This is a genomic window from Citrobacter sp. S55_ASV_140 (assembly GCF_018919505.1).
GTDB classification, from domain to species: Bacteria; Pseudomonadota; Gammaproteobacteria; order Enterobacterales; family Enterobacteriaceae; genus Citrobacter; species Citrobacter werkmanii.
Map to the genome: position 1 here is coordinate 63,713 of NZ_JAHLQZ010000005.1, position 13,524 is coordinate 77,236.

At 52.5% G+C, this 13,524-nt stretch carries 6 protein-coding genes; 2 read left to right on the top strand and 4 right to left on the bottom strand.

What is annotated here, in order from left to right; translation table 11 throughout:
• Positions 1-135: 135 nt before the first annotated feature.
• Both KQJ18_RS02090 and KQJ18_RS02095 read left to right on the top strand, forming a co-directional pair.
• On the top strand, positions 136-9,225 hold the full coding sequence (locus KQJ18_RS02090) for a retention module-containing protein (RefSeq protein ID WP_216421327.1): 9,090 nt from the start codon (positions 136-138) through the stop codon (positions 9,223-9,225).
• A gap of 51 nt (positions 9,226-9,276) precedes the next feature.
• Entirely contained in the window at positions 9,277-9,558 is a 282-nt protein-coding gene (locus KQJ18_RS02095; protein ID WP_087856250.1) for a hypothetical protein, read from the top strand.
• Positions 9,559-9,631: 73 nt separating this feature from the next.
• Here the strand turns inward: KQJ18_RS02095 and lapD are convergent, their stop codons facing one another.
• From lapD to KQJ18_RS02115, 4 genes are all read right to left on the bottom strand, one after another.
• On the bottom strand, positions 9,632-11,566 hold the full coding sequence (lapD, locus tag KQJ18_RS02100) for a cyclic di-GMP receptor LapD (protein ID WP_110497012.1): 1,935 nt from the start codon (positions 11,564-11,566) through the stop codon (positions 9,632-9,634).
• 9 nt (positions 11,567-11,575) lie between these two features.
• Complete coding sequence (lapG, locus tag KQJ18_RS02105) at positions 11,576-12,274, bottom strand: cysteine protease LapG (RefSeq protein WP_087856248.1); 699 nt, start codon at positions 12,272-12,274, stop codon at positions 11,576-11,578.
• Entirely contained in the window at positions 12,271-13,164 is an 894-nt protein-coding gene (locus KQJ18_RS02110) for a transporter substrate-binding domain-containing protein (protein WP_216421329.1), read from the bottom strand. Before KQJ18_RS02110 ends, lapG begins: the two co-directional genes overlap by 4 nt.
• The coding region (locus KQJ18_RS02115; protein WP_216421330.1) for a transporter substrate-binding domain-containing protein at positions 13,148-13,524 on the bottom strand (377 nt) is incomplete at its 5' end. The genes KQJ18_RS02115 and KQJ18_RS02110, both read right to left, overlap by 17 nt.

The following is a 13,524-nucleotide window of genomic DNA, read 5'->3' on the forward strand; positions in this document are numbered from 1 at the left end:
CATGTAATTGCATTCTTTAAAATGTGTTTTTTTCTACATTGAGATATTAATGTTTACATTAAATGAATGTGATATTTGTTCGTTAATATATTAACGATTTTATAAAAATAATGATGGTAATTAAGTGAGGTTACGGTGAGCAAATTACTCGGTGTGATCAAAGCAATCATTGGGCAGGTATACGTTGTCGATGCTAATGGCGCACAACGACTTGTTCATGAGGGCGACAGAGTATATAGCGGTGAGGAAATTGTGACCGGCGCCAGCGGCGCGGTAAGTCTCTCTTTACCAGACGGGAAGACGCTGGATATTGGCCGTAACAGCCATTGGGGCGAACACGGGCTACAGGTCAACCATAATCCGGAGCATAATGCCCAGGATATTGCCGCCGTACAAAAAGCCATTGCCGACGGCGCTGACCCGACGCAGGTGCTGGAAGCCACCGCGGCGGGTAATGACGCGCCGGTACAGCTTGAGGGCGGTGGCGGTGGTCACACCCTGGTTCAGCTTGAATTAACCGGACAGGTGGTTGATCCTACAGCGGGTTTTAATACTAAAGGTCTGGGTAGCCCGAACTGGGAGATCAATTTGCCGGTTGGAGGAGTGGGAGCAGGCTCGGCGAGCGTTTTCCCGCCTGAAGTGCAAATTACCGAGTTTGCCGGTAATGACGGATTTATTAACAACAGTGAATTTCACCAGACCCATTTAAGCGGCACCAGTAATCAAAATCACGTCACACTTACCTTCACAGATAGCCAAAAAAACACATTCACCGTTGAGGTTCCGGTGAATAACGGTCACTGGAATATTAATACCGACCTTAACGGATTAGTGCCAGGAAATGTAACCGTAGTGGCAATAGCGACCGATGTCACAGGACGAACGGCAGAAAGTGTCGATCATGCGCTGATTGATATCACCGGACCACGTATTGATATTACGGTCGATAGCGTTACCCCTGATAATCTCATCAACTACGCAGAGTCACGCCAGCTGCAGACGATGATCCATGGGAGTGCAGGCGGAGATGCCAAACCAGGTGATATCGTTACCTTATTGGTTGATGGTAAAGAATATACCGGCGTCGTTACTGACCCGGGTAATGGCGCTCTGATTTATACCATTCCGGTACAGACTCAGGGATTGCTGAACGACCCGAATATTCACGCCACGCTGACCTCTTTCGATGATGCCGGCAATCGCACAACGGTTTCCACCGAGCATCATGTTGATACCGACTTATCCGCGCAAAACGCCGTGACTATTGAAGTGGTGGCGAATGATGATGTCGTCAATGCCAATGAGTTTCGTATGCCGACCGTCATTTCTGGCGTCGCCAGCGGCGATGCGCAAGCGGGCGACCCGGTCATCCTGACCCTTCAGGGCAAAGAGTTTCATGGCACGATTTTCGACGACCATGGGCAGCTACGCTATGAGATCGTGGTGCCTTCAGCCACCCTGAAAGAGGGCGCGAATGAGGTGCAGGTGACGCTGGTCAGCCACGACGCGCCAGGCAATGAAGCCATCGCCGTGACGCACCGTACCGTGGTACTGGATACCCAGGCGCACAACGCGCTGACTATCGATAACGTGACAGATGATAACGTCCTGAACCGCAGCGAACTGTATAAGCGCAACCAGGTGATTTCCGGAACCGTCAGCGGAGAAGACGCGAAGGCGGGTGACCCGGTACAACTGGAGCTTAACGGTCACCAGTACAGCGGTCAGGTGATCGATCTCGGTAACAATACGCTGGGCTACCGTATTGCGGTTAACGCTTCCGACTTTGCCAATAACAGCACACCGGTTGATGGTAACGTGGAAGTGAAGGTCACTGTTACTTCTCACGATGCGGCGGGCAACCTGGCGATTGTCACCGACACCCACAGCGTGCGCATTGATAATCTTGCGACCAATCAGGTCAACATTGACGCGGTGGCGACGGATGATGTGGTCAACGCCATTGAAAACCGCATGACCACACTGATTAGCGGTGTGGCAGGCGGTGATGCCAAAGTGGGCGATGCGGTCACCGTCAGCGTACAGGGGCAAAACTATGCCGGAACGGTAGTCAATGATAACGGTCAGTTGCGCTATGAAGTGGCATTACCGAAAGGAACAATGCTGGAAGGTAAAAACGATGTGGTGGTAACGCTGGTCAGCCACGATGCGGCGGGTAACGAAGTCACCGCGCTCGCGCACCGTACCGTCACGCTCGACACTCAGGCGCATAATTCGCTGACAATCAATGATGTAGATAGTGATAACACCCTGAATCGTAGTGAGTTGTACACACGTAACCAGGTCATCTCCGGCGCCATTGGCAGCAATGAAGATGCTAAACCTGGCGATCCGGTACAACTGGAGATCAACGGTCACCAGTACCGCGGGGAGGTTATCGATTTAGGCCACAATGCGCTGGGCTACCGTATCACGGTAAACACTGCAGACTTTGCTGACAACAGCGTGCCGGTCGACGGTAACGTGGACGTGAAGGTCACGGTCACCTCTCATGATGCGGCGGGTAACCTGGCGATCGCCACCGACACCCACAGCGTGCACATTGATAACTTCGCCACCAATCAGGTCAGCATCAATGCTGTGGCGACGGACGATGTGGTCAACACCATTGAAAACCGTATGGTAACGCTAATTAGCGGGGACGCTGGTGGTGATGCTAAAGCGGGCGATGCGGTCACCGTCAGCGTCCATGGGCAAAACTATGCCGGAACAATCGTTGATGATAACGGGCAGTTGCGCTACGAAGTCGCGTTGCCGAAGACGGCCTTACAGGAAGGTACAAACGACGTAGTGGTGACGTTGGTCAGTCATGACTCGGTGGGAAATGAAGTTACCGCGCTGGCACACCGCACCATCACGTTAGACACGCAGGCGCATAATACTATCCGCATACATGACCTCACTGCAGACAATGCGCTGAATTACCAGGAACTGCTTGCGGCTAAACAGACGATTACCGGTTTTGTTGGCGGTGAGGATGCGAAGGTCAACGATCCGGTCTTACTGGCGATAAATGGGCATCAGTACAGCGGTAAGGTGGTTGATTTTGGCCGCGGTAAGCTGGGTTATCGCATCGATGTGGACTCTTCTTCATTTGCCGATAACAACGGCCATGTTCTGACGAATGTGAATATTACCGCGATGGTCACCTCTCATGATGCGGCGGGAAACCTGGCCATCGCCACCGATACGCATAAAGTTCATATCGATAACTATGCGGAAAACACGCTCAAAATTGATGCGGTAGCGACGGACAATGTGGTGAATGCCAACGAAAATCGCATGCCCACCATTGTGAGTATTGTGGCGGGGGGCGATGCCAGAGTTGGCGATGCGGTGACCATCAGCGTACGAGGGCAGGACTTTAGCGGCACGGTGATCAACGATAATGGTCAGTTACGCTACGCAGTGGTTTTGCCGCATGGAACTCTGCATGAAGGTAAGAATGCGGTGGTCGCAACACTGCTCAGCCATGACGCGCTGGGCAACGCGGTGACCAGTGAATCGCACCGTATTATCACCCTCGATACGCATGCGCATAACGCTATCTCGTTGGATAACATTGCCACGGACAATGTCATCAATTACCAGGAACTGTCCGCGGCGACACAGCGCATTACGGGCAGTGTCGAGGGGGAAGATGCGAAGGTCGGCGACCCGATCCAACTGGTGGTTAATGGTCATCAGTACGAGAGTCAGGTCATTGACCTTGGTCAGGGGAAGCTGGGTTACCGTATTGATGTGGACTCATCAGCGTTTGCGAACAACAGCGTTCATGTGCTGACGGATGTCGACGTACACGTCACGGTCACCTCGCATGATGCGGCGGGTAACCTTGCCATCGCGACTGACAGCCATAAAGTGCATATCGATAATTTTGCTAAAAACGTGGTGACGACCGCAGTGGTGGCGTCCGATGATGTGGTAAACGCCATTGAAAACCGCATGCCGACGCTGATTAGCGGTATCGCGAAAGGTCTGGATGCCAAAGCGGGTGACGTGGTGACTGTTCACGTGCAGGGGCAAAATCAGGACTTTAGCGGCACAGTGGTTAACGATCACGGCGTTCTGCGCTACGAAGTGTTTGTACCAACGGGTGTGCTGCAGGAAGGCAGCAACGACGTAATGGTCACGCTGGTCAGCCACGACGCTGCGGGCAATCAGGCGGTTGCGGTGGAGCATCGAACCGTCACGCTGGATACCCAGGCGCACAGCACCGTGGCTATTGATAACGTTACTGACGACAACAACCTTAACCACCAGGAGCTGGATACGCCGATGCAACTCATCAGCGGTAAGGTGGGAGGGGACGCGCAGCCTGGCGATGCGGTGATCGTTGAGATCAATCACCAGACGTTTAACGGCAAGGTCATCGACCTTGGTGGCGGACATCTGGGCTATCAAGTCCCCGTTGATTCAACGGCGTTCAGTGATAATAAGGGGCTCCAGGATAAAAATGTGTCCGTTAAGGTCACGGTTACCTCTCACGATGCGGTAGAAAATGAGGTTATAACCACCGCAACCCATGTGGTGCATATTGATAATCATGCCGGGGCGGGAATCACCGTTGATACGGTAGCGGGCGATGACAAGCTCAACGGCGCAGAAGCAGCAAAACATCTCACTGAGGTGATGGGCACGGTGTCCGGCGATGTACACGCGGGCGCTAAAGTTCAGGTCATCGTCAACGGTCATACCTACGAAACAACCGCGCAGGCACTCCCGGAACATAACAATGCGCTGGGATATAAGCTGGACGTTCTGAGCCGCGATCTGGTCAAAGACCCGCATATCGTTGCTCGTGTAGTCGGTGAAGATAATGTGCATAATTTCCAGCAAGCGGAGATAACGCACGACCTGCTGGTTGATTTACATGCCAAAGCCATGCTGACGATTGATCCGGTCACCGGCGACAATATGATTAATGGTGATGAATCAAAACAACCATTCACGTATGTAACCGGGAAAGTGGCTGGGGATGTTCATGTAAATGACGTCGTTTATCTCACCGTGAATGGCCACGTCCTGACGGGAAAAGTGAGCGATACCGGAGGCGGCGTTCTCGGCTATAGCATTAAAGTCAGTACCGCCGATCTGATCTCCGATCCGCATCTGACCGCGACGGTCAGCACCACCGATGGCGCGGGCAACCCGGCGACGGCCAATGCAGAAACCACAGTGATTATCGATACCCGTGTCGATGCGCAGATAACCATTGATGCCGTGACGCCGGATAATACCCTGAACCTTGCTGAGCAGATGCATGGCTATACGATGGTGAGCGGGATGGTGAGCGGGGAAGTTCACCCCGGCGATCCGTTGGTTATGACCATCAACGGCCATACCTATTCCGGTGTGGTGGAGGATCGCGGTAATCAACAAATGGGATTCCACGTTCCCGTTGCGACGGCCGATCTGGTTGCCGATCCGCATATCAGCGTCACCATGGATATCACGGACGATGCCCTGAACCATGCGCAAATTACAGCGCATCATACGGTTACGCTGGACGCGCAAGCGCTGGCCTCAATCACCATCGATCCGGTAACGGGCGACGATGTATTGAATAAGAGCGAATTGGGGCAAACGACGACGATCGTCAGCGGTACGGTGGGCGGAGATGCCAGGGTTAATGATGTGGTGCACCTGAATATCGGCGGCCATATGGTTGATGCGACGGTGACGAACCTGCCCAATCTGGGAACCCTGGGGTATTCCATTGGCGTGGATACGCAATGGCTACAAAACGATCCGCATATCACCGCAACCATCACCACCACTGATGCCGCAGGAAATAACGCCACGGCAGATGCGCACAGTACCGTGATTATTGACGACCAGATTGACGCGATTGTTCATATCGATCCGATCGTCACTGGCAGTGGTGATACGGTGATTAACCACGACGAAGCCCTTAAGCCGCAAACGACGGTTACGGGTACGGTGGGAGGCGATGTCAAAATCGGTGATACGGTTGAACTCACCATCAATCATCAGATCTATTATGCGCAGGTGGAAGGTCACAACGGCCAGCGGGCTTTCAGCACGAAGGTGTCGACTCTGGATCTACTAATGGATCCGCATATTCATGCCGAAGTGACGGCCAAAGATGACGCCGGCAATATTGCACACGGGCACGATGACATGTCTGTGGTGGTTGATACCGTTGCCGATGCCGGGATTACGATTGATTCTGCGTTGAGCTGGCGAGGGTGGGCGCTACCCGCTGGAAACCGCCCGGAATTTGTGACGGTAACCGGGCATGTTACCCCGGACGCGAAGCTTAATGATTTGGTTACCGTTGATGTGGGTAACAACACGCATCTGGAAACGCATGTTATTACCCTCCCTGATGGGCAACTGGGTTACACGCTGGATATTCTTTCTCAGGATTGGAATAACAACGGCAATATCACCGTGTCCATCACCACCCATGACGATCACGGCAACACGGCGACAGCGGTAGAGCATAAATTTATCGATCTCCCGTGGGTAACCCAGACTTATACGCCTGCCAATACGCCTTTTAGTATGCACACCCCGACGACAACGGGAACAGGAACCACGCAACCTCACCAACCGACCGTGCATCTTACCGTTGATAAGGTGGCGGGCGATGATGTTCTCAACCACGATGAAGCGCAAAAGGCGACAACGGCAATCCGTGGCCTGGTCAGCGGCGACGTGCAGTCCGGGGACGAAGTGATTGTCACCATCAATCATATGCAGTACACCGGACATGTTATGAGCCTCCCGACGATGCCGGGACAGTTGGCATATGAGGTTGATGTGCCGACCAGCGAACTGCAGGCGCACCCGATGTTTGATGTCTCCATCACGGCTGGGACAGCCACAGATACGGTGCAGAAAACCATCACCGTCGATACGGATAACCCGCTGCAGATAACGATGGATAAGATCGCCGGTGATGATGTTATCAATGCGGCTGAGGCGCAAAGCGGAAAAACGACCGTCAGCGGCACGGTCAGCGGCGAAGGGATCCACGATGGCAGCGTGGTGAGTCTGCAGGTTAATGGCAATACGCTGACTGCGGTCGTGCATGATGATAAACATGGTCACCTGGCCTGGTCGACGAAGGTCAGTATCAACGATCTGCACAATAACCCGGATATTATCGCGACGGTCATGGCGACGGATGATAACGGCAACCTGGGTAGCGCCTCTGCCAGCAGCCATGTCGTGGTCGATCTGAGCGCTAATGCTGGCGTGACGATAGATAACATTGCCGGTGACAATGTGCTGAACGCGCGGGAATCGCTGCAACCTAAGATGACAGTAACGGGGTCGGTATCCGGAGATGTGCACCCGGGCGATAAGGTAACGCTGACGGTTAACGGAAACCCTTATGCGGCGACTGTCGATAATAACCATCGCTACTGCGTCGATATTTACACCAAAGACCTGTTGGCCGATCGCGCGATTGTCGCGACAGTCTCAGGATATGACGATCACGGCAACGTGCAGTCCGCCAGCTTTACGCAGGGCTACGCGATTGATAAGTCGGCAAACGGCAGCGTGACCATCAACACCGTCGGTGGCGACGATATTATCAATGCTGATGAAGTGAAAGCCGGAAGCGTTGAGGTGAGTGGTACGGTGGATGGCGACGTGCATCTCGGTGATAAAGTCGCCATTCTCGTCGATGGCGTCACAGTACATACGCGTGTCATTGAGCTGCCGCATATGAACGGGCAACTGGGCTACAAAGCGATGGTGAGTACGGTCGGGCTGCAAAATGATCCGAATATTCACGTCAGCGTAGAAGGGCAGGATTCGGCGTTGAACCCAATGCATGCCGTGAACGACAAAACGGTCACTATCGATACGCAGGTTGATGCCAGCATCGTGCTGGACAACGTGTCAGTCGATGATGTGCTGAATAACGAGGAAACTCAGCATGCGAAAACCACTATCAGCGGTTATGTGACCGGGGACGTGGATGTTGGCGATCGGGTGACCATCACGGTTAACGGTAAAGATCTGGTGGCTGATGTAAAAGACAGCGGCGGGCAGAAGGTATTTAGCGTAGATGCCAGTACGGTTGACCTGATTCACGATCAAAAAATAACCGCTCACGTCACCGCCCATGATGATGCAGGTAACCGTGATGAGATCCATACCGATAAGACCATCACTATTGACAGGACTGCTGCAGGAACGATGGATATTGATAGCGTCACCCAGGATAACGTCCTGAACCAACAGGAACTTCAGGGAACGACGGTGAGGGTAACCGGGCATCTTGGCGGCGATGTGGATGTATGGGATTCGATCAAATTAAAGATTGGTGGTCATGAATATACTGGTTCGGTAGATACGTTGGGGAATGGTGAGCGGGTTTATCATGTCGATGTAGACAGCGATGTGATGAAAGCGAACACCGCGTTCTCGGTTGAGGTCAACGGTCATGATGCGCCAGGCAACCCGTATTCAAAGACAACGTCCCACACCTATGCTGTGGATCAACAGGCAGACGCCACGCTTATCGTGGATAAACTCACCGGGGACAACCATATTTCACGTGCGGAAGCACAGGGGGCTATCACCCATATCACCGGCAGCGTGAGCGGTGATGTGCATGATGGGGAGCATATTAAAGCGCTGGTAAATGGGCATCAGTACGATGCGATTCTTCATCAGGGCAATAATGGGCTGACCTATGACATTGAGGCCGAGACCTCAGCGTTCCGGGCAGGCCATAACCGCGTAAGCGTATTGGTTGAGGCACATGATGACCACGGCAATACTACGACGTATACGCAAACGCCGAACGTGACGATGGACGATCCGGCACCACACAAAGGGCATACGGCGGATAAAGGAAATCATGCCGCGATGCAGCATGCGCTGCACAACCTGTTCGACGACAACGCATTATCTCTGTCTTATGCGCCAGCCGCGACCGGACACGGGCAGGCAACTGCCGTGTTGAGCGCTGACGATAGGGCGAAGGCTGTGCTCGATAAAGTCGATCTCAGCGATCTGGCGCGTGAACTGCACGAAGGCGTGGATATTGCGAAGTACATTCAAAGCGGCGGCGATCACCATCAAATAGCCAGTCCGGCGAAGGTCGCGCATGGCATTGATACTGCGCTGTCTACTCATGCAAGCGGCGATCTGCATTCTGCGACCTACTCGTTGGATCACCTGATAGCCAAACCCGATCACAACCCGACTCACTAACCGTTGCTTGCTGCCCTGTGCGAACAGGGCAGCGGCATCAGGGTATACGAAATGAAAGACACTGATATGAATTCTGGACCACACGCGCAGGCAGCAGGCGCTGGCAAAAACGCTGAAAATGACACCCAACAGACGTTAGAGATGCTGCAAAAAAGCGACCTGGAGATGGTTCGCGTGCTCGACGATCTGATTTACCTGCTGATCCGTAAAGGCGTGATTGCCATTACCGATCTTCCGCCGATGGCGCAGGTTAAATTAATGAATCGCGCGAACGCGCGTCAGGAGCTTGGCGGGTTAGAACAACTGCTTGGGAGTGATGACCGTATTTTTTAGCTGATGCAGGCAGCCGGCTTGTAGGCCGGATAAGCGAAGCGCCATCCGGCGATATACAGGCTGCCTGCTGTTATCACAACGGCGCGGGTTCACCTAATAATTGACCCATTGCGCCATCAATCCCTAATTCCTGCAGTACCTTAAGCTCACCTTCCGTTTCAACACGTTCGGCAATCAGCGGCAAATCAATACTGCGCGTGGCGCTGCACAACACTTCAATAAACAAACGTTTATCGTTTTCTTCATCAATATTGCGGATATAGCTGCTGTCGATTTTCAGATAAGCAAGCCCCCACTGCGACAGATGACCGATCATGTTGAAGCGACTGCCGAAGTGTTGCAGACCGAGCGCGCAGCGATGCTGGCCTACAGCTTTGACAAATGCCGCCATCTGATGTGGTCCCGGGAGCTGATTTTCATCCAGCTCCAGAATCAACTGATGGGCTAATTTTGGTGAATAGCGCAGCGGATTGAGCAGGTCAGCAATGGCGTTCGCACTGGCGACAGAACTGCCTGAAATACTCAGCGCTAATTTCCCCGGTGCAGTTTTTAGTTGGTTCAACGTCAGTTTCAGCATCACTTTATCGAGGCGATGGCTCCAGCCAAAGCGGTGGATCCACGGCAGGAAACGACCGGCGGTAATGGTGTTGCCCTGTTCGTCAATAATGCGCGACAGCACTTTGTAATGCAGGATTTTGTCGGGCGTGCGGCAATCCACAACGGGTTGATAAACCAACTGGAATTGCTGATTTTCCAGCGCATGCTCAAGGCGAACAAACCACAAATGCTGATCTTCGGTAGCCGCTGGCACCTCGGTGGTGGGAACCACCTGATGGTCGGTATGCGTTTCTGCTTCCACCAGCAGGCGATCGGCCTGGATCAGCAATGACTGCGCGTTATCTCCGGCGCTGAATGGCACCATGCTGGTGTAGGCGACCGGCTGTTGGTCTGACATACCGGTGGCATAAAAGGCCGTCAGCTTCTGACACAGCGAATTGCCCATGTCCAGCATTTCACCGTGCGTAACGCCGGGGCAGAGCAGGGCGAACTCGCCGCCGCGAATGCGCGCGAGGGTGCTGTCGAGAGAGGCATATTTTTCTTTATGCGCGTTCAGCAGGTTGGCAATATTGAGCAACAGCTTATCGGTATGCGGGCCGCCAAAACGCTGATTCAGACCGCCTAAGTCCTGAACGCGAACCAGCATCAGATACCCTGGCGCCGTATCGGCATCACTTAGCCGCGCCTGAAACTGCATATCGAACGCGCGGCGGTTGGCAATTCCGGTCTGGCTGTCGAGATAAGCTTCATTGTGCAGACGTTCGCTATAGACAGCTTGCTCTTCAAATAACGACTTGAGCTTCGCTGCCATCAAATTCATGGCGTTAACGACGCGGCGTAATTCCGGTGTTTTTGGCAGTTCCTGTAGCGTCAGAAATTCGCGGCGGGCAATGGCTTCTGACTGTTTTGCCAGATAATTGAGCGGGCGCAGCAGTTTGCGCAGCAGCAGAATGCCTGCGATTAAACAGACGAGACTACAGGACAGCATCCACAGCAGATTGCCCAGGGTATTGTCCCACAGACGCTGTACGGCAAAGATCGGATCGCTGGTCACTTCCACACGAGCGGCCTGCTGCCAGCCGCGCATAATTGTCGCCTCGCCGGTTTGCGGAGTCACATCCACCAGATCAACAAACCAACCGGGAACATTGGGAATCGACGCCGCCGCGCGACGCTCAAGCATCGTTTTGCCGTTTTGCAGATCGACAATACGGATTTTTTTGTAGTAACCACTATCGAAAATGGAGCTAACCATTAGCTCGATCATCGCCGGATCGTTGACGTTGGGGGTCAGCGAAACGCCCAACGCGGTTGCTGCATCCTGGGCATGTGAAAGGAGTTGGTTATTGGACTGATCGCGAGAGCTTTCTAACGTCACGATAAAATTGCCGCTAAACACAACCATCATAAAGAGAGAGATTGTCAGGAGTAACTGTTTAAAAAGAGACACAGGTGATTCCTATTTATCCATCGGGAAGCCCTCTTCCCGCATTTTGATGAAAACTTGCTGCCAGCGAGAAAGTCTCTTGCTGTCGCCAACGCGCTTATTGTTCTGGTTGCCCGGAAGCCAAAGGCCAGTGTTGTTAAAGGAGTACACGGGTAATAAATCCATACGCTGGGTGGCCGGTGAAATGGTATTGGTCAGGCTGTCGAGTACCAGAGGAATAGCTTCAGGCGTGAGGTACCAGGTCAGCACCATATGCGCCCGGTTATAACGCAGGGCCTTAACATAGGTAATACGCAGTTTGTCTTCGGAGATGCCCAACTGGCGGAGAGTGAAATATTTAGCGATCGCGTAGTCTTCACAATCCGCCTCACCTTTGCGCAGTGATTCAATGGGGGTTGCCCAGTAATCGACGTCATGCCAGGCGTCAATATCTTCGGTATAACGGAGCTTATCGTTAAAAAATTGGTTTACGGCGTGTAATTGTGTTTGTTCGTCTGCATTACGCAACTGGAGCAACAACTGCTGCCAGGCGTTGATCCGCCGTTGCGCTTGCGGGCTTGCGGGGCCGTAAAGCGCATCGGATTTCTGCTGGATGCTGGCAAAATCCCAGGCGGCGCGCAGCGAATGGACGGTCAATAGCAACAGCAGCACCCCGGGGATTTTCCACAGGCGCAGCAGGCGGTGGTGTAAAGAGCGGCTGATAGTGTTCAATTACTATGCTGACAGCTGCCTGGCGATGGGATTTTCATCTTTTCGCAGGACCAGGGAGACAGCCACTTTTTGCGTAACTGCGCGTTGATCGGTGAGGCGAAGAAATCTTTCAGCGTGCTGTTAACAAACGTCACGAACTGCGGATCGTTTTTCCTCATCATAATGGCATAGTGCATATCATTGCCGATGCTCTGTGCCGACACGCTGAACAGTTCCGGTTGCTCGCTATCCTTAATCAACGGCCAGGCCAGAACATCATCAAGGAATAAGGCGGCGGCTTCATTATGCGCCATCTTGTCAAACGCACCGTTTATCGTGGTGGTAGTAATTGTCGAAATATTAAGATGCTGCTCTCTGTTGGCTTTATTAAACTCCAGCAAATCTTTTGAGCTTCCAGGCAGGCTCACCGTGCGGCCTTTAAGATCGACAATCGAGTGGATATTATTTTTACGTAACGCAATGATGCGCATTTTTGCGATGTAATAGTTGAGAGAAAATGAGACGCTGGATATCCGCTCCGGCGCATTGGTATTTACGCTACAGTCCATATCAATTTTGCGCGTGTTTAATGCGGTAAAGCGTTCCCCGAAGCTCACGGGAATATAATGAATAGTTAAGCTATTGAGCTTAAGATACTGGCGCAACTTATCGGCAATCATGTTACATACCGCAATGGTATAACCCGTGACCTTGCCATTGTTGTCGGTAAATGAAAATGGCGGTAACTGGCGATAGCCCACGTTTAGCACGCTGCTGTTCTGAATATGGTCGAACGTCGCGGCGTTTTGCTGAGCCATCAGCGCAGGAGAGATGACGATACCTGCCAGTAGGATCAGCCATTGCACCGTACGTTTCACCCTTGCCATTTCACGATTAATTATATTTTTCATAATCAAAACTGATCTTCTTTTTAGCAGCCGTTAGTGCTTTCAGGTTATCTGACATGGGAATGTTTAAATTGATGGATTTCGGCGGAATCGGTGACTGAAACCATTTATTGTACAGCGCAGTAAAGTCGTTGCTGGTCATCAGAGAAGACAACGTGCCATCAACAAACTCTTTAAATTCTTTATCATGTAACGGGAGCAACAGGCCCGCTGGTAGCGGGGCGCTGAGTGCAATATCTGACAGCGCATACTCCTCAGGGTTTGGTGTTTGAGCAATCATCCCTTTGAGTAATACCGTGCTGGAGATCAGTGCTGAATACTCCCCGTTCTTCAGTTCGTTGAAGGCCGTAATATTATTGGTGT

What these genes read in the sequence shown, in the direction of transcription:
- KQJ18_RS02095 (WP_087856250.1), top strand. Translation starts at nt 9,277, where the DNA reads ATGAAAGACACTGATATGAATTCTGGACCACACGCGCAGGCAGCAGGC.
- KQJ18_RS02110 (WP_216421329.1), bottom strand. Translation starts at nt 13,164, where the DNA reads ATGAAAAATATAATTAATCGTGAAATGGCAAGGGTGAAACGTACGGTG.